This window comes from Spirosoma daeguense (genome assembly GCF_054776875.1).
The window spans coordinates 216337-235506 of record NZ_BAAHBF010000001.1; the positions used below are offsets into that span (position 1 = coordinate 216337).

The following is a 19170-nucleotide window of genomic DNA, read 5'->3' on the forward strand; positions in this document are numbered from 1 at the left end:
TTCACTCATTCGCTCATACACTCTTTGATTATGCAGGACATTGAACCTTTTTATGGCTGGGAAAAATATTATTCCTCCTCTGAAGATGAGCAGTCGCCTTTTTACGAGCGGGAGTATAATATGCAGCAGTACGAAAACACGATTTATGGCTATTACATCCACCCGCTTTGGGATGAAATCGGATCAGAAACCTTGTATTGTAAGATTCTGTTTGCCAACTACGACCGACAATTTGTGGTCATCGAACTCTTTGGCGAATGGAACGATACGTTGCATAATGATATTATGTTCCTCAAACGGCAGGTTATTGACCCACTCGTTGATCAGGGAATCAAGTATTTTATATTGATCGCCGAGAATATTTTAAACTTCCACGGTTCCGACGATAGTTATTACGAAGAGTGGTTCGAGGACGTAGAAGATGGCTGGATTGCGGCCATTCATTCGCCAGACTTTATTGAACGCGAATGGAAAAAATATCACCTCGATTATTACATCAACTTTGGTGGTACCCTCGATATTGCTAACTGGCGCACCTTAAAACCAGTTGTCTTGTTCGACTTGGTAAATGGCCTGATAATCCGGCGACTCGGTTAGATTGGTTGTTCTGTTACCACGTTATCAGATCGGATATTTGCCTTTCTTATGGTTTATTTTACCCCTCTTACTTTTTTGTCGAGCAATTGACGCAACTTTCTCAACTTTACCCGAAATCCCACAAGTAAGCCAATGGATAACAACGCAAAAACCAACGCCACAGAACAGGCACAGGCGGCCAAAGCATCGGCGGCCGAGAAACTTGAATCGTTCAAAACAGAAGCTAGTCAGCATCTCGACGCAGCAGCGACACAGCTCGATGAACTGAAAGATAAATTAGTTGCACAAGCCAAAGAGTTTGGTAAAGACATTGATATTGACGGACTTCAGACAAAGGCTACGGAACATTTCGAGGCAGCTAAAGCATCGACGGCTTCTAATCTGGCCAATTTACAAACGCAGGCTGAAACCGTATTTGCCAGTGCAGCGGCTAAGGCCGATGAACTTTCGGATGCTGCCGAAGATAAGTTTGATGAGTTGAAGGCCGATGCAACTGTTCAGCTCGAAGCCGCTCAGGTAAAACTAGACGAGCTAAAAGCCGAAGCCGCTCTTCAAATTGAAGAAGCGAAAGAAAAAGCAAAAGCGATCTGGAATCAGTTCTTTGGCGAGTAACAATCAATTTCTACTAACGTAACAGCCAGACATTTTCAAATGTCTGGCTGTTACGTTAGTAGAAACAATTAATTACGTTTCGGCTTTGGTTTTGGCCCCGGAGGAGTTCCTGTGCCGCTATGAGGGGGCGTGGCCGTACCGCTGTGGGGCGGGGTAGCCGTACCTGTATGCGGACCTGTAGCCGTGCCACTATGTGGTGGACGCGGTGGTGGCCCGCCATGACCGCCTGTTCCACTATGGGGCGGTGTGGCCGTGCCGCTGTTTGGGGGCGTTCCGGTTCCACTATGAGGTCTAGTAGCTGTACCAGAGTGTGGTCCAGTGGCACTTCCGCTATTAGGGGCTGCACTACGTGCCGATGCGGTGGTTTCATCAGGCGTAAGGTCTGCAGTTTTGGTGCAGGCGTATCCACTTAGTAAGGCAGTTACGACGCAACCAGCAACGATCAGTTTTTTCATTTTGATGATTTTTACTGGAAATAGATAGGAATAAGTTAGTCTACGCCATTATTACGACGCTGGTATGTAAAACGTTGCAGCTTTAACCCCAATTTAATTCCGATCAAACAAAACCATAATCATCTGAAATACACACAATTAAAATTTATTTATTTAAGTAATAATCCTTATACGTATGATAGATAGTTCCGACTATATACGTAAGCTTGAAAATATACTTTATAATTATTTCTATATACTATAAGATCAATATACGTAACAATAAGTAAGAAAATACAAACTGGATATTGTCCGCAATTTCTAGTAATAAACAGAGCTAGTATTCGTAATACCGAATAATATTTCCCGAATCAAATCATTACCTTTGCGGCCTGTTGCCCCTTCTTACCGTGGATTCAATTCGTGTATTTGCCCCCGCTACCGTAGCCAACGTAGCCTGTGGGTTCGATATTTTTGGCTTTGCTGTCGATAATCCTGGCGATCAGGTTACGCTTACTCTTAGCGACGAACCAGGTGTTCGAATTACCGATATTATCGGAGACGAAGGTCGGTTACCGCGAGAAGCAGCTCGTAATACGGCAGGTATTGCGATTCAAACATACCTCCAGCAAATTAACCGGACCGACGTTGGTCTCGACATCGTTCTTCAGAAACAGATGCCGCTGGGCAGTGGTCTGGGATCAAGTGCGGCCAGTGCTGTAGCTGGGGTTTATGCTGTTAATGAGCTACTTGGGCGCCCTTTACCAGTCATAAAGCTACTACCTTTTGCGATGGAAGGGGAGCGAATTGCCTGTGGTTCGGCCCATGCCGACAATGTCGGTCCTTCACTGCTAGGTGGATTTGTGGTGGTTCGGAGTTACAGTCCGCTGGATGTAATCAAGATTGAAACGCCCGCTACGCTCTTTTGCACGCTCGTTCATCCAGACATTGAGGTCAATACAAAAGATGCCCGCTTCATTCTAAAAAATGAAGTGTCCCTAAAAAATACGATTATACAAATGGGGAACGTAGCAGGCCTGATCGCGGGTTTGATGACGCCCGACTATGATCTGATCAGCCGTTCGCTGGTCGATGTGATTATTGAGCCAGTACGTTCGATTCTTATTCCCGAATTTAACGAAGCGAAACAGGCCGCGCTAGATAATGGCGCACTGGGTTGTAGTATTTCGGGTTCGGGGCCTTCTATGTTTGCGCTAAGTCGGGACGTAGCAACGGCTGAAAAAGTTGGTGCAGCGATGCAACAGGCGTTTTTATCGGTAGGTATCACGAGCGAAGCCTACGTATCACAAATCAACCGTCAGGGCCCGAAAGTTTTATAGGGAATGAAAAATGGATCATGTAGAATGAATAATGGCCAGTCAGATGTTTCATTATTCATTCTACATGATCCATTTTCTTATAACGCTTCCCAGGTTAGTTGCCAGCCTTCCAGATGCGATGGTTTAGGCACGCCCGGCTGTTTGGGCTTATCAGTTGCGACTAAACGTAGCGGGAATGTTTCTCGATTTTGAGCCGCTGTTCCTTGATCAGTACGTAAGAAAACCCGCCCTGTACTGGTATCAATAATTTCAATATGAGCCTGAATCAGATCACCGACCGCAAAATTACGTCCATTCAGACTGACGGGTTGAACTACCTGAAACACACAGAGTTTCCCTTCTGTTAATGGCCCTTCACTAAGACTACGCGTTATCAATCGGTTTACGGCTACGTCTGAAACGGGAGCTAGCGACGTAGCATTTACAGTTTCTTTGTTGGCTGTAGCCGCTACGATGGTCGGCGCTGTATCCTGTTCCTTATCTTCGACAATCAACACTACGTTCGTTGTCGAATCGGCCACAAACGTTGGTTCATCTTCGCTCTCCTCATCCTTAGCTGCAACTTTGGCGAAGGTTTCTTCGTCCATATCAAAGGAGGCTAGTATGTTGGCCCGCTCCCACGACTGCACAACCGCCTGATTACTCAGGCTCGCCAGTGCTTCGCCAAATTGCGCCCGATACGCCTGCGGACGTGTTAGCAATTCTTTAATGGCTACGGTTTGAAACAGATATGCTTTGGTTTCGGCGGCTCGATAGGGCAACGCCATCGGGTGCCGATCTGGATATTGGCGAGCTAGTTTCTGGATATAATTTGGTCCGGCATTATAGGCAGTTGCTACCAGCATCCAGGAGCCAAGCTGATCATATAATTCATTGATATATCGGCAGGCAGCATGCGTAGCTTTCAATAAGTTAAACCGATCATCACGCCGACGCGATACGCTAAGGCCCAGCGATTGAGCGGTTTGGGGCATAAGCTGCCAGAACCCGGCTGCTCCTTTGCGCGATACGGCCCGATTTGTTACGGCACTTTCGAGCAAAGGCAGAAACTTAAAATCAGCAGGAATCCGGTATTGTTCGAGAATTGGTTCGATAATCGGGAAAACCACAGAAGCCCGACGTTTTAGCACACTTAAATCACTGGCCCAGGAAGCTTGGCGGGTTAATGTGCGTGTCCAACGATCGGTGATAGCCGGATCATGCACCGGAACGGTTTCACCGCAGAAATGAATAGGAACTTCTTCGAATGTAGCAGATGCTAGTTTTTTGATCAGGGGTTTAACCGCAGAGGTTGCATTGAGGGCAAGGAGAGGACTTGTTTGGGCAACGGCCAACGAGCTGGCGAAAACAGTCAAGCCAAGTACGGCTGTGACCGTCAGGTACAGTTTGGTCATTAAAACAATGAGTTACAGTGGGTACGCTACTCCGTCGTTCACCCTGAACAACGTTTGATACTCAGCGGCTTCTCCTGTTAATTTGACCTGAGTTCACTAATCTAACAGCCGCAAAACGAAATTCTTAACTGAATTATGCTTAATCACTTTTACCAGCCGACCGTTCTCATAGATGTAGTCATCTTCCCGGTCGCTTACCACGGCGTGATAGGTGCCGGGCTTGGTACGATTCATGACGAAATAATCACCAAAATACTCGGCAAATACCTTCGTTCTTCCAATGGGTTCGTAAAAGTACAAAAGCGAACTTGAAAAATCAATATTCTGCGTCTCCGTTGTCTGCCGATTGTACTTGTATTGATTAGCTACGATGTCGTAATGATCACCTTTCCAATCAATTTTGGTCGAGTAATCACCGCGATTAGTGCGTGCATCGACCGTAGCAGCGATCAATTTTTTCCCTTCGAACCGGCTAACTGCCTTGTAATAAATTTTTACAGTGTATACCAGCAAACTTATTTTCACATCGCTGACAATTGTATAGACCGTCTGATTTCCGGACTGCGGCTGACGTGACGCCGTTAACGTACCAACCCGAATACCCGCAACTTCAATAGCGTAATGATGCGTTTCTGAAGGAGCAACTTCGGTCGGCGATTGGGCCATTGTGCATGTTCCAACTCCTAACACAAACCAGACAGACAGAAAAAACGTAACAAAATGCATTCCGAACGAGTAAAGTAAAAACACCAAAGCTGGCAATAATAAGGCATCTATATGAATTTTATACCTTTTCGCGTTAAATCGCAGTCATGTAGTTTTAGTAACGTATGCGTGCTTGTTTGCTTTTAGTACTTGTTTCTGTTGTTTTCTCAGCGTCTACATACAGTCAATCTGTCGACCGTTACGCGATTATTCCTCAGCCTGCCCAGCTTGACCCCCGCACTGGCGAATTTTTAATTAATCGGACAACATCAATTATGGTGCCGTTTGCCCAAACGGAGCTGAAAGCCATTGTCGATACGTTCGCAATACGTATTAACCGAAGCACTGGGCTGAACGTAGCAGTTCGCAACGTAAACAAATTAACGTCCACCGATAATTTGATAGAATTTTCGCCTTCGTCCGACACAACTCTACACGACGAAGGCTATCGAATTGATGTTACCAATAAACACGTTCTGGTTGAAGCAAGAACGTCGAAAGGTTTCTTTTATGCCGTTCAAACACTTTATCAGTTGATGCCGCCCGTCGTTCTAAGCCACACTGAGCGCGAATCAGCCGTGCAGACTACGTCGTCGGGACTACGTTCATTGCTACTTGCTCTGCCCATTCCCGCCTGCCATATTCAGGATAGCCCGCGCTATCGGTATCGGGGGCTGCATCTTGATGTCAGTCGCCACTTTTTTTCGGTAGCGTACATCAAAAAATACCTCGATCTGATGGCGCTGCATAAGCTCAATAATTTTCACTGGCACCTGACCGACGATCAGGGGTGGCGTATCGAAATTAAAAAGTACCCCAAACTAACGCAGGTTGGTGCGCAGCGACGCGAAACAATTATTGGGCATTACGACGATTTTGACCCGCAGGTATTCGACGGAAAACCGTATGGTGGCTTCTACACGCAGGACGATATTCGGGAAGTGTTACGTTATGCAGCTACGAAATATATCAACGTAGTTCCCGAGATCGAATTACCGGGACATGCCATGGCAGCATTAGCCGCATATCCCGAATTAGGCTGTTTCCCAGGCCCTTATCAGGTTGCTACCAAATGGGGTGTTTTCAACGATGTGTTCTGCCCGACCGAAAAAACCTTTGCTTTTCTGGAAGACGTATTGTCGGAAGTAATTGATTTATTCCCAAGCAAATACATTCACATTGGGGGCGACGAATGCCCTAAAACCATCTGGCGAAAAAGTGCGTTTTGCCAACAACTCATCAAACGCCTGCGACTACGTAACGAAAACGGTTTACAGAGTTATTTCATAAAACGTATCGACAAGTTCGTTACGTCGAAAGGGCGACGTATCATTGGCTGGGACGAAATTCTGCAAGGCGGCCTTTCGCCGAACGCTACGGTCATGAGCTGGCGAAGTGTAAACGGCGGAATTATGGCGGCTCAGCAGCATCACGACGTTATTATGACACCCGGTCAGTTCGTTTACCTCGATCATCTTCAGGGAGATCCAGCTCAGGAGCCAACGGGTTTCGGTAGTTATCTTCCACTCGAAAAAGTCTATTCCTACAACCCAACTCCGGCTGAATTAACGTCTGTCGAGGCTACGTATATTCTGGGTGCCCAGGCCAATATCTGGACTGAGTACATTAATAATCATACCCAGTTAGAATATATGCTCTGGCCCCGTGCAGCCGCTTTAGCCGAAGTAGTCTGGACACCATTACCCAAAAAGAATTATGACGATTTTACTCGCCGAATTACTACTCATTTTGAACGACTGAAACAGTTGAACGTCAATTATTCGCGAACTATTTACGACGCTGCCCTGACCGGAAAACCCACCGCCGATGGGCAAGTTGAGATTACGATAACGGCTCCAAAATCTATTTCTGTTGTTCGATATACACTCGACGGAAGCATCCCATCGGGCGAATCATCCCAGTATGAGAAACCGCTCCTGCTCGACAAAACGACAACAATTCGTTTAGCTTCATTTCAAGGGCAAGGCGGGCAGCCGCTGAGCCAGTTGACCAAAGTGCAGAAAGAATACATCGTATCGAAAGCAACGGGCAAATCGTATACGCTCCTGAATGCGCCAACATCAGGCCGTCCCGACCGAAATTATAGCCTTACCGACGGTACAATCTGCGGCATCGGTGGCTATGAAGTAGCGGGTATTGTATCGTTTGCCAATGATTTCAACGCTGTTGTCGATTTAGGGCAAGTGCAATCTGTTGAGAATGTTCGGATTGGTTTTTTGAAATACACCGCTCGAAATATCTGTTTGCCCAAACAGGTCGAGATTTCGGTATCAGACGATGGGCAAACGTATCGTCCGGTGCTTTCTACTAAAACAAATGCGGCTGAAAACGGTAAGCGAGGCATTGCCCGATTACCGTTCGATTTTGAGCGAACCACGGCACGCTACGTACGTATCATTGCCCGTAACGTTGGACGCGTACCAGCGGGCCTGCGCAATCCGGGCAGAACCGCACAACTGGCTATTGACGAGATTGAAATTCGGTAAATCAATCCGCAACCGAGAACTGAAGCACCCACCGATTTCCTTTTGGTTGAATGATCAGTTGTGAATAACCGCCTTCCGAGTCGATGGTCAGGCGTTGTCTGGCGGCTTCATACGTAGCAGTCGTCTTTTCTTTCTGGAACCACAAGGCCCGAAACAAGACCAACGCTTCCTGCGTCGAGAATTTATCTTTAGGCAATTCCAGAAATTGCGTGTCGCCCCCTTCGTACTGCTGCTCCTCAAAACGTGCGCCATCGGCATAAGTATATTGATAGCGTTCGATGGTTCCTTCCAGTTTGGGCAACGTAGTACGCTTCCCTTTAATGGGCGAAATGGTGCGGTAAAACGCATCAATCATCGACACGCTACCATCCGATTTTGCTACGTCTAGTGGCTTATAACGTGACAAATAGCCGTCAAACAAAAATCCTTCCTGCCCCCGGCTTGTTTTTACCTTTACCCATCCGCCGGAAACCTGAAAAGCGCCTATTGTTTCAGCAACGTAGCGAATACCTTTTTCGGGCGGAGCCAAGACCGTTAACGGTGAGCCATCATAAGGAACCAGTACTACTTTGGCACCATCTTTAGCCGCCGTTTTACGAAGCATAAGCCCATTGGAAGCGTGAATGTAAATAACATCATTCGTTTGTAATGGCTTTTCACTACGTATCACTACGTCGGAAATCGCACTACGTTCCGGTATCATCCAGCCTATTGCAAGAGCAGAAATCATCGACAGAATTTTTAGCATATAAGCAGTGAAAACGATACGTTGCTAAACTATGAATTTTGCTCAGTAATCTAGATAAATCACTTAGCAGACGGCAGCAAAAGAGATTAAAAACAGCTTAATAAATCCTGTTATTTTTCTATACTTTTGATTCTTGTACTTAACTGTTTTTATACTTCTATGAAGCACCTGTTTACGCTTTTGTTTTTAGTTCCTGTTTTGGTTTTGGGGCAGAGCAATGTTGTTTTAAGATACCCTAATGCATCAGAACCCGGTTTAAGAAATACATTGATTGGCCCCAGTGCTGGCAATACCTCAATGACTGGTATTGGAAACGTGATTATAGGTGATACGGCTGGCAGAAGTTTAACTTACGGTTATAACAATATAATGTTAGGAGCTGGCGCTGGGTCGAACCAAACAACGGGCAATCACAATATATTTATGGGTACTACTGCAGGCCAAAATAATAGTGGGCATAGCAATGTTTTCTTAGGTACCTACACAGGCTTTAAGAACACAACAGGAAACGATAATATATTTCTAGGATCGTGGACAGGCCATAATAATACTGGTGGTACGAATAACGTATTTCTGGGACAATTTGCTGGATATAACAGCACATCAGGTAACGGCAATACGTTTATTGGGAGATCTGCCGGGTATAGAAATGATGTAGGCAATGGAAATATCTTCTTAGGATCATCTGCGGGATTCAACAACACGCTTGGCAAAAATAATATCTCCATCGGGGAAATATCTGGCCAGGGTATAGTAAGCGGGAATAATAACATTATACTGGGTTACGAATCCGGCGGCAATCTCACAACAGGCAATAATAATGTAATGCTTGGGACTGGAACCAATGTTCCTATTAACAACATAAAAAATGCCGTTGCTATTGGAGCCAATGCTAGAGTTGCCTTGGACAACGCTATTGTACTTGGTGACCCTTACAATACTAGTATCGCCGTTGGAATTGGCACCGACTCACCTCAATTTCCTCTCGATGTGCGGGGTATTATCAATCTGCGTAATAACGGCACAATTAAATTCAGCCACTTATCGAATCCGCTACGTAACGGCACCACCGACCAATTCCTGACCGTCGACGAGCAGGGCGAAACCGTACTGGCCAAGCATCGACTACGTATCGAAAATGTGAACCAGTGGAGCGATAAAGTCTTTTCGGCGATGTATTCGCTACGTCCGCTTTCTTCGGTGGCTACGTATATTCAGCAACATGGCCATTTGCCGGGTGTCCCTTCGGCAGAGGACGTAGTAAAAGAGGGCGTTGATTTGGTAAAGATGAACGCTACGTTGCTCGAGAAGGTGGAAGAGTTGACGCTCTATAGTATCGAGCAGGATAAAAAAGCAGATCGGCAGCAGAAAGAGATCAATGAGCTTAAAACGCTGATTAAACAACTACTTGAGAAAAAATAAGTCTTCTTCAGAAACAACTCTAAACACAGCGGGTGATACGTATCTGGACGTATCACCCGCTGTGTTTTAAAACCCGCTTGATCGATAAAGTACGTAATTATCAGCCGATTACTCAAAAGTTTACAACTCCGGTACGTCCTGAATCTATCTTCATTTCTGAAACAGAACGATAGAAATCATGACAAAGAATTACGGCTTTCTCGTAGTAGCAACCCTCGTATCTGGTCTGACGTATGGGCAGAATAATTTAGTAATTCGCACCCCAGTCACAGCATCTCCAGGGGCACAGAACACACTTCTAGGCATCGGAACTGGCCTCTCAATTAATAGTAGCGGCCAAGATAATACGGCAGTTGGTTACTATGCAGGAGCTAGTCTGACATCGGCCTATGATAATACATATGTAGGGTATCGGGCTGGTTATAGCAATTCCACAGGGCCTAGCAATACGTTTATGGGTCACGAGTCCGGCTATAGTAATACGTTTGGAAGCAGTAATGTTTTTTTAGGGAAGCAATCTGGCTACTATAATACCACGGGCTATAGTAACGTGTTTATAGGCAGTACGGCAGGTTACCGCAATATTAATGGGTTCAATAACGTATTCATAGGCCTTAATACAGGTACAAGCAACACATCAGGTAATCACAACACTTTTGTTGGCAGGGGGACTGGCTATGGTAATACCACTGGCGAATATAACACTGCTTTAGGTGCCTATGCTGCTTATAACCTGAGTTCAGGTGGCAATAACGTCATAGTCGGTTATCAGGCAGGAAATAACACTACAACGGGCGGTGCTAACGTATTCGCAGGTTATCAGGCAGGCTTTAAAAATACAACTGCCAGTGCTAACGTGTTCATTGGTAATCAAGCGGGCTACAATAATACTTCTGGCATTGGTAACTTATTTCTTGGGCAGCAGGCAGGCGCCAATAGTAATGGCTCCTACAACCTATTTATGGGCAATGGTGCGGGTAGTGCTAGTACTACAGGTGAAGGTAATGCCGCCATCGGTGACGGCGCGCTTTATAACAGTGCTACTGGCAATTCTAACACAGCCATTGGACGCTATGCAGGCATCAACAACCTAGGCTCCAACAATACCTTCATTGGTATGGCCGCTACTAATCCGGTCAATCTGAATCTCACTAACGCAACAGCAATCGGTTACAATGCTTCGGTAACAGCATCCAATGCCATGATTCTGGGAAATACGAGTGTGAATGTGGGCATTGGCAATTCATCTCCTAACAACAAACTGGAAATAACCAAAGGAGTTAGCAATCAGTCAGGTCTGCGATTTACCAACCTGAATAACTCGTCGCCAGCCACTATGCTAAATCAGTATAAATTTCTGAGCGTGAATGAACAGGGTGACGTAGTGATGGCGAGTGTGAATAGCTCAGCTCGTGAGGGCGTAGCCGAAACTCTCTGGCAACGCAAAGGCTCATTTCTGCAAAGCACCCAGAACGAAGCCGTTATTATTGGCAACAACGTAGCGCATACGCCATCGGGTTACAAACTATTTGTAGAAGAAGGAATTTTAACCGAAAAAGTAAAAGTGGCGGTAAAAAACACCTCCGACTGGAGCGATTACGTCTTTGGCGATACGTATCAATTGAAAGAATTGTCGGAAGTAGAACGCTACGTCAAAGCTAATAAGCACTTACCCGGCCTACCGTCGGCTTCGGAAGTGGTTGAAAAGGGAATCGACGTAGCAAAAATGGATGCCAAACTGCTGGAAAAAATTGAGGAATTGACCCTGTACAGTATTGAGCAACAAAAGGAGAATCAAGCGTTGAAAGATAAAGTTGCGAAGTTAGAAAAACAGCACTCTGAAATTAGTCTGCAACAACGTAAAGAAATTGACGAAATAAAAGCTTTGGTTAAGCAACTACTAGAGAAGAATTAAACGTCAAACGCCCCGAACTAATCAGGTTCGGGGCGTTTGACGTTTAATAGAGTTAGCTTCTATATCCAAAACTCGCATTATGAAAAATGTTGAGTACAGGTTTACTATAATTCACCATGATTAAGTAGTACGAAAAAGGCAATTAAGTGTCTGGTTTTGATTTGGTAAACAGGTTTTGTGTATTTTAAGGAGACAATCTGAATCCAATCAATCATGAAACACGCATATCTGCTCCTTTTTTCACTTTTCTTCGCCAGCTTCGGCTTTGCGCAGAAGAAACAAACTACCGATAAACTTGCCAAACTCAAGGCCGAAGCCATAGCTGCTGTAGAAGCAAATGCTACGTTGGCCCAGCAAATCAACGACAAATTATTTAGCTTTTCAGAACTGGGGTTTCAGGAAGAAGAATCGTTTAAATACCTGACCGAATTACTCGAAAAAGAAGGCTTCAAGGTTCAGAAAGGTGTTGCTAACATTCCAACCGCCTGGATTGCTACCTGGGGTTCTGGAAAACCGTTAATTGCCGTTGGCTCCGACATCGACTGTATTCCAAAAGCCAGCCAGAAACCGGGTGTTGCTTATAAAGATCCGATTGTGGAAGGTGCTCCTGGGCATGGCGAAGGCCATAATTCGGGGCAGGCACTCAATATTGTGGCCGTGTTGGCCGTGAAGAAATTAATGGAACGGGAGAAAATTCCCGGTACGTTAATGCTATGGCCGGGTGTTGCCGAAGAACTCGTTGGTACTAAAGCATTTTACGTTCGCGATGGGTATTTCAAAGACGTAGACGCTTGTATTTTCACCCACGTTGGTAATAATCTGGCTGTTTCTTGGGGCGACAATGGCAACAATGGATTGGTATCGGTGAAGTTTAATTTTGAAGGGCAGGCGGCTCACGCAGCCGGAGCACCCTGGCGCGGACGTAGCGCCCTCGATGCTGTAGAGCTGATGAACATCGGCTGGAACTACCGTCGCGAACATCTCGAACTTACCCAACGCTCGCACTACGTTATTCCTGATGGTGGCGACCAGCCGAACGTAGTACCCTCGAAAGCAGCAGTCTGGTATTACTTCCGCGAGCGGACATACCCAAAAATCAAAAAACTTTTCGAAACCGGGGTAAAGATCGCCGAAGGAGCGGCCATGATGACCGATACCAAATTCACGTACGAAATTCTGGGTTCGGCATGGCCTGTGCATACCAACAAAGTGATGGCTGCCGCAGCTTATGAAAACATCAAAAAAGTAGGCCTGCCCACCTGGTCGGAAGAAGATCAATTGCTGGCGCGTGCATCGCAGCTTGAATTACAGGCCCCGAAAGTAGAAGGACTGGCAGTAAAGCTTGATTCGATGGGCATGCCTACATCGTCGGCGCCGGTGGTGATGATGGGCGGACAAGCCATGACACCAATGGGCGGTGGTTCCGACGATATCGCGGATATTTCGTGGTCGTTGCCAACCATCGTGCTACGTTATCCCAGCAATATTCCGGGTTTGCCGGGTCACCATTGGGCTAATGCTATTTCGATGGCAACGTCTATTGCGCACAAAGGCGTGGTTTACGGTGCCAAAGCCGAAGCCATGACACTGCTCGATCTGCTCATGAAGCCCGAAATCATTAAAGAAGCATGGACTTATTATAAAGATGAGCAAACGAAAGACATTAAATATGAGCCACTTATCTCGCCGAAAGAACAGCCAGCCATTTATCTGAATAAGAAAATCATGGCCGAGTTTAAGCCGAAACTAGAGAAGTTTTATTACGACCCCTCGAAATACAAAACGTATCTGGAGCAACTGGGCATCACCTACCCTACGCTACGTGATGATCAGCGGGAAGCAATAAAAAAGCAACTCGAAAAAGACAAAGCGAAGGAAAAATCAGGTGCGGCAAAAGTATCATCGTCGTCGCGCTCCGAATAATCATTGATATCCAATAAACGGAACAGCCCGAAAGTTCAGAACTTCCGGGCTGTTCCGTTTATTATAAAACCTATTTCAAAACAACCTTAACCATTACAGGCTGATGATCAGACGGATAACGCTGCTCTTTAGCATCGGTCAGCACGCCATACTTCAATACGTCGAACGGCTTGCTCACAAAAATATAATCGATACGTTTGTCCATAGGCGCGTCGAACTTGAAACTGTTAAACGTTCCTTCCGGGCCGTAAGGTGGTGTTGCTGTTACGTCGTGAGTGTCGCTCAACAACGTTTTAATGGTTTGAATCTGCTCTGTTTCGGGCGTTGAGTTAAAATCACCAGCGAGGATAACCGGAGCATTTTTAGCGATTTCCTTGATCTTGGCCACCATCAGTTTTCCTGATTGCCGACGTGCTTCAACACCCTGATGGTCGAAGTGAACGCTGAAAAAGTAAAAGTCTTTTTTGGTTTTCGTATCATTGAACTTCGCCCATGAACAAATACGATTACAACACGTAGCATCCCATCCTTTGCCGGGTTTATCGGGCGTTTCGCTCAGCCAGAAATTACCCGACTGAAGCACTTTGAAACGGTCTTTCTTATAAAAAATGGCCGAGTGTTCGCCAGCCTCTTTGCCATCATCACGGCCTGCACCTATAAAAGCAAATCCTTGAAGTTCGGCCACATCGTTCAATTGTTCACGCAAAGCTTCCTGCGTACCGAACAGTTCAAATTCGTGAAAGCGAATTAGGGATTTCACATCTTCTTTCCGATTTTCCCAGTTGTTAGGGCCATCGTTTTTATTCTTGTACCGAAGATTGTAACTGGCTACCGTAATTGGCTCTGTTTTTTGAGCAAATGTTGCCTGAGTTTTTAGCAATGTAACCAGCAAAAAAAGAATCGTAAAGCGCATAGAAAATCTTATTAAGTCATTGGATAACAGAGAACAAACAAAAGTAAAATCATTTTAAGGTTTAACTCTACTTCTGAGCATTCATCGTTCCTTGTATAAATCAAAAACGAACCAGAATCTACCAACTGAGTGCTGAGCAATTTTAGGCGTAGCGAAAATATGAACGTAAAATAGCCCCCCTCCCCGCAACTATTTAGTTGGCCGTTCTATCGTTTTTCCAGTCTAAAGCAAGGCATAAAATGCTGTGATACATTACAAATGTATAGCTACCGACATTACCCATACGTTAACTTTATACAGTTGGAAACAGTCTTATTTACGCTATAAACACCAATACCCACTACGCTACGTAGTGGGTATTGGTGTTTATAAAGAATATAGTTTACTATTTATGGGCGTTTCGTTGCGCATGGCTCACTTCCCGAACCATTGTCATCAGACGTTTCCAGCACCGTCCAATTGTTTTTTTATCGTGTTGCTGCGGGGTTTTCGGAGCTGTAGTCGCTTCCGTTTTGGCCGCTGTGTTACGTGTTGTTACAGAACTATCGACCGATTTACGGCCATCGACGTGCGTATTCACAGATGTTACGTCACCCGCCTGTACAGACGTAGTAACAGAAACCATTAACGTAGCGGTAACTAACGACGCCAAAGCCAGATAGCCAGTCGTTTTTTGCATCAGACGAGTTCTCATGAAGTAGTTGGTTTAGAATCTCTATGGCGTCATATTTAACATGAACTAATCTACCGGACAGTCCTTCCAAATATAAGCCAAAATAGTACAATTACCCCATATAGTTGTCTATAATAAATAAAAATCGAACTATTATTTCTTGTACAACTATAGTGCCAAAAAATTATTGTGTATCATCTGGACAGAAAAATATAGTTTAATTTCATTCTGGCTTAGTTTAATCATTCCTCAAAATAACAGGCTACGTATTGCCCACCGGAAACTGTTATCTTTGTTGTATCGTTTACCAAGATTATGTTCGAGAACCTTCAGGATAAATTAAATAAGGCCATAAAAACCCTCAAAGGGCAGGGCCGTATTACCGAAATCAACGTAGCAGCCACAATCAAAGAAGTTCGGCGTGCGTTGACCGACGCCGACGTAAACTATAAAGTGGCGAAGGAAATTACCGACCGCATTCGCGATAAAGCCCTTGATCGAAAAGTGCTTATTTCGGTAGAGCCAGGTCAACTATTCGTAAAAATCGTGCAGGAAGAACTGACCGAACTAATGGGTGGTGAAGCCCAAGGCATCAACATCAAAGGCGATCCGGCTATTATTCTGATTGCAGGTTTGCAGGGGTCAGGGAAAACAACATTCTCCGGAAAACTGTCGGCTTATCTGAAAAAGCAGGGGCGTAACGTACTACTTGTGGCTGCTGACATTTACCGTCCTGCTGCTATCGACCAGTTGAAAGTGCTGGGCGAACAAGTTGGCGTTGATGTATATGCCGAACCAGAGAACAAGGATGCCGTAGCCATTGCTAAAAATGCCATTGAGCAGGCTCGTAAAACTGGCAAAAAAATCGTGATTGTCGATACGGCTGGCCGTCTGGCTGTCGATGAAGCAATGATGAAGGAAATTGAGGCTGTAAAAAAAGCAATTTCTCCAACCGAAACGTTGTTCGTTGTTGACTCCATGACGGGACAGGATGCGGTGAATACGGCCAAAACATTTAACGAACGACTCGATTTCAACGGTGTTGTGTTGACCAAACTCGACGGTGATGCACGCGGTGGAGCGGCTCTTTCCATTAAGACGGTCGTTAACAAACCTATTAAATTTATCAGTACGGGCGAGAAAATGGAAGCCCTCGACGTTTTCTACCCCGACCGGATGGCTAGCCGGATCCTGGGCATGGGCGACGTTATTTCGCTGGTAGAACGCGCTCAACAAGCGTTTGATGAAGAGGAAGCGAAACGTATCAATGCCAAGATGCGTAAAAATCAGTTCGACTTCGACGATTTCCTGTCGCAGTTGCAACAGATTAAAAAGATGGGCAACGTAAAAGACCTGCTTGGTATGATTCCGGGCATGGGCAAAATGATCAAGGATTTAGACATCGACAACGATTCGTTTAAACCCATTGAAGCCATTATAAGCTCCATGACGCCTAAAGAACGTCAACGCCCTGATATTATCGATGGCAGTCGTAAAAAGCGTATAGCCGCCGGAAGTGGTACAAATATTCAGCAGGTCAATAACTTGCTAAAGCAATTTGATGAGATGCGTAAGATGATGAAGAAAATGAATACAATGCAATCGTCGGGCAAGCTCAACAAAATGATGCGATAGCGTATTGTTTTTTTATATAATTCAGGTTTCGGATATTAGGTTTTGTTCGGTTTAATCAGGAACATTAACTTGAACCCCGGAACCTGAATTTGTTTATAATTCCAGATAGTACCGTCGGCGTGCTGGTTCTAATCGTTCAATCGCGTAACGTAAAGCGGTGCGTGGCATTTCCCGAACGTGATCGTGCAGAAATTCTTCTAATGCATCGACGTTACGTTTCCCCACCTCCCGTAGCATCCAGCCAATAGCTTTATGAATTAAATCGTGCTTGTGATTCATCAGCAATTCGGCAACAGAAAACGTATCACTAAACTGCCCGAGCCGGATAAGGGCAAACGTTGATATGAGGGCGATACGTTTGCTCCAGAGGTTTTCTTCCTGAGCAAGGTCATACAGAATCGAACGGTCGCCCTGCACAACGTAGCGGCCGATAATATGCGGACACGTAACGTCTACTAAATCCCAATTGTTGATGTACTGACGGTTAGCAACGTAGCGCTCCATAATTATAGCTCGTTGAACAGGAGTTGCTTTTTTAGTCTGACTAACCCAGATTAGTAAACCAGCCATCCGGCATTCGTGGCTCGGATCACGAACAAGTTTCTCGGTTTCATCAGGCGAAAGCGTCCGAAACTCCTTTACAATAGCATGAATTTGTGGCATCGACAATCCCAGAAATACATCGCCTTCGCCATACTCTCCAGAGCCAGTTTTAAAGAAACGGGCGAGGATTACAGCTCGATCAGGCTGGGCCAAAGCCGTTATTGCATTTTTTACGGTGGTATATGTATGTTCCATGGAGATAAAAAAAACAGAGGCTCATACGAGCCTCTGTCAGTATCAGATACGAGCAGATTAATCGTTCAGTTTTGAGCGGCTAAATTCCTGCTCAGGTAACATTGGAAGTGAGTACAATACCGTTCTGTTACGTTCGAAGGTTGGCCGATCCAGATCAGCGGCCAGATATTGATTTTTCAAAAAGGCGTCTATCGTCTTTTTAATTAAATCGGCATCGCTTGGGCGTTCCTCTTCATCCAACACCAACGTATCTTCTTCGATATCGTCGGGAAAGATAGGCTTATGAATAGGCTCCAGTACGCCATTTGATCCATTATAGCCAGTAGGTGTTTTGACTTCTTCCTTTTTAAAACTAACTGCTGGTGTCTTATCTACTTCATTGCCATCGGCCCCAACAAGCACTAAATCGCCAGAAGGTACTTCTGACGGTTCTGTATTTCCATTAGGTTGATGATTGACCAAGCCAGTTACATCTACGGAGGGAACTTCCTGTTCAACAGGCTCCACAGGTGCTACTTCTTTTTCGCCCCCACCCTTATCATCCTTTTCAGGTAACTTGGTTTTGGATTCAAAACCGGCAGCAATAATGGTGACCCGTAGTTTATCGCCCAGACTTTCTTCGGTGATGGCGCCAAACTTAAACATTTTAGCCTCACTCTGAATTTTCTTAGCAACGTGCTCCGAAATGGCCATTTGCTCTTTCAGGAGCATTGCATGCTCTTTACTGGACGAAATAGTCAGCAGGATACGCTTTGCGCCCTGAATGTCGTGATCATTCAGCAACGGAGAATTCAGGGCAGCTTCAATAGCCCGAATAGCCCGATCTTCGCCCGCAGCCTCTGCCGAACCCATTACCGACTGTCCGGCTCCTTCGAGCACTTTTTTCACGTCGGCAAAGTCAGCATTGATATCGCCCTGGGTTGTAATAATCTCGGCAATACTTTTTACCGCATTCGCCAGTACATCATCAGCGTGGGCATAGGCTTCGGTCCAGGTTAGCTCGCTATACAACTCAGCCAGTTTATCGTTTAGAACTACCAGAACGGTATCGCAACTATCTTTTAGTTTTTCAATACCTTCTCGTGCCTGTTCTTTTTTATCCGTACCTTCATACCAGTAGGGAGCCGTTACAACGGCTACAGTAAGTAAGCCTTTTTTACGAGCCACTTCGGCAACTACAGGTGCAGCTCCTGTTCCGGTGCCACCACCCATACCTGCCGTAATAAATACCATTTTGGTAGGTGGTGCCAACAGGTTTTCGATCTCTTCAATACTTTGCTGAGCCGCTAGTTCCCCTGCTTTCCAATCGGTACCAGCCCCTAAGCCATCGCCCAATTGCAATTTCGTTTCAACCGGATTACTCATAAGTGCCTGGCGATCAGTATTGCATACAGCAAAACTAACATCCTGCATCTTCATTTTATCCATGTGCTTAACGGCATTTCCGCCCATGCCGCCTACGCCCACAACCTTGATAATAATTGGGTTGTTGTCTGGAATTTCGAATCTATAGCCCTGACTATTCATAGTGTGGGTTTATGATGTCTGTTCGTT

The 19170-nt window shown here is 45.4% G+C and carries 16 protein-coding genes; 8 read left to right on the forward strand and 8 right to left on the reverse strand.

What is annotated here, in order from left to right:
- The first annotated feature begins 30 nt into the window (after window positions 1-30).
- Window positions 31-597: a hypothetical protein gene (locus ACYVD4_RS00710; protein ID WP_460941693.1), complete on the forward strand. Its 567-nt coding sequence runs from the start codon at window positions 31-33 to the stop codon at window positions 595-597.
- 132 nt (window positions 598-729) lie between these two features.
- Window positions 730-1209 (forward strand): hypothetical protein, encoded by a 480-nt coding sequence (locus ACYVD4_RS00715; protein ID WP_460941694.1) that lies wholly within the window; start codon window positions 730-732, stop codon window positions 1207-1209.
- A 68-nt stretch (window positions 1210-1277) separates the two neighbouring features.
- Here ACYVD4_RS00715 and ACYVD4_RS00720 read toward each other — a convergent pair whose 3' ends face one another.
- Window positions 1278-1664, reverse strand: coding sequence for a hypothetical protein (locus ACYVD4_RS00720; protein ID WP_460941695.1), 387 nt, complete (start codon window positions 1662-1664; stop codon window positions 1278-1280).
- A gap of 389 nt (window positions 1665-2053) precedes the next feature.
- Between ACYVD4_RS00720 and ACYVD4_RS00725 the strand changes: the two genes are divergently transcribed.
- The gene (locus ACYVD4_RS00725; RefSeq protein WP_460941696.1) at window positions 2054-2983 is read left to right on the forward strand and encodes a homoserine kinase; all 930 of its coding nucleotides are present in this window, start codon (window positions 2054-2056) and stop codon (window positions 2981-2983) included.
- Between the two features lie 77 nt (window positions 2984-3060).
- Here ACYVD4_RS00725 and ACYVD4_RS00730 read toward each other — a convergent pair whose 3' ends face one another.
- Window positions 3061-4377, reverse strand: a complete 1317-nt coding sequence (locus ACYVD4_RS00730) for a lytic transglycosylase domain-containing protein (protein ID WP_460941697.1) — start codon at window positions 4375-4377, stop codon at window positions 3061-3063.
- A gap of 96 nt (window positions 4378-4473) precedes the next feature.
- Window positions 4474-5103, reverse strand: a complete 630-nt coding sequence (locus ACYVD4_RS00735; RefSeq protein ID WP_460941698.1) for a DUF6134 family protein — start codon at window positions 5101-5103, stop codon at window positions 4474-4476.
- A 116-nt stretch (window positions 5104-5219) separates the two neighbouring features.
- Here ACYVD4_RS00735 and ACYVD4_RS00740 point away from each other — a divergent pair, with 116 nt between their 5' ends.
- The gene (locus ACYVD4_RS00740) at window positions 5220-7589 is read left to right on the forward strand and encodes a glycoside hydrolase family 20 protein (RefSeq protein ID WP_460941699.1); all 2370 of its coding nucleotides are present in this window, start codon (window positions 5220-5222) and stop codon (window positions 7587-7589) included.
- Between the two features lies 1 nt (window position 7590).
- On the opposite strand, the gene ACYVD4_RS00745 is transcribed toward ACYVD4_RS00740, so the two are convergent.
- Entirely contained in the window at window positions 7591-8319 is a 729-nt protein-coding gene (locus ACYVD4_RS00745) for an SH3 domain-containing protein (RefSeq protein WP_460941700.1), read from the reverse strand.
- 441 nt (window positions 8320-8760) lie between these two features.
- Between ACYVD4_RS00745 and ACYVD4_RS00750 the strand changes: the two genes are divergently transcribed.
- The 3 genes from ACYVD4_RS00750 (at window position 8761) to ACYVD4_RS00760 (ending at window position 13597) form a co-directional block, all read left to right on the forward strand.
- Window positions 8761-9759 carry a hypothetical protein gene (locus tag ACYVD4_RS00750; protein WP_460941701.1) on the forward strand — a complete coding sequence of 333 codons (999 nt, stop codon included), beginning with the start codon at window positions 8761-8763 and terminating at the stop codon, window positions 9757-9759.
- Between the two features lie 178 nt (window positions 9760-9937).
- Window positions 9938-11674, forward strand: a complete 1737-nt coding sequence (locus ACYVD4_RS00755) for a TMF family protein (protein WP_460941702.1) — start codon at window positions 9938-9940, stop codon at window positions 11672-11674.
- Between the two features lie 213 nt (window positions 11675-11887).
- Window positions 11888-13597: an amidohydrolase gene (locus tag ACYVD4_RS00760; protein WP_460941703.1), complete on the forward strand. Its 1710-nt coding sequence runs from the start codon at window positions 11888-11890 to the stop codon at window positions 13595-13597.
- A gap of 70 nt (window positions 13598-13667) precedes the next feature.
- On the opposite strand, the gene ACYVD4_RS00765 is transcribed toward ACYVD4_RS00760, so the two are convergent.
- Window positions 13668-14510 carry an endonuclease/exonuclease/phosphatase family protein gene (locus ACYVD4_RS00765; RefSeq protein WP_460941704.1) on the reverse strand — a complete coding sequence of 281 codons (843 nt, stop codon included), beginning with the start codon at window positions 14508-14510 and terminating at the stop codon, window positions 13668-13670.
- A 385-nt stretch (window positions 14511-14895) separates the two neighbouring features.
- Window positions 14896-15204 carry a hypothetical protein gene (locus ACYVD4_RS00770; protein ID WP_460941705.1) on the reverse strand — a complete coding sequence of 103 codons (309 nt, stop codon included), beginning with the start codon at window positions 15202-15204 and terminating at the stop codon, window positions 14896-14898.
- Between the two features lie 294 nt (window positions 15205-15498).
- On the opposite strand from ACYVD4_RS00770, the gene ffh reads away from it, so the two are divergent.
- Complete coding sequence (gene ffh / locus ACYVD4_RS00775) at window positions 15499-16818, forward strand: signal recognition particle protein (protein WP_460941706.1); 1320 nt, start codon at window positions 15499-15501, stop codon at window positions 16816-16818.
- A gap of 93 nt (window positions 16819-16911) precedes the next feature.
- On the opposite strand, the gene ACYVD4_RS00780 is transcribed toward ffh, so the two are convergent.
- Both ACYVD4_RS00780 and ftsZ read right to left on the reverse strand, forming a co-directional pair.
- Window positions 16912-17616: a DNA alkylation repair protein gene (locus ACYVD4_RS00780; protein WP_460941707.1), complete on the reverse strand. Its 705-nt coding sequence runs from the start codon at window positions 17614-17616 to the stop codon at window positions 16912-16914.
- 57 nt (window positions 17617-17673) lie between these two features.
- Complete coding sequence (gene ftsZ, locus ACYVD4_RS00785) at window positions 17674-19143, reverse strand: cell division protein FtsZ (protein ID WP_460941708.1); 1470 nt, start codon at window positions 19141-19143, stop codon at window positions 17674-17676.
- Window positions 19144-19170 lie beyond the last annotated feature (27 nt).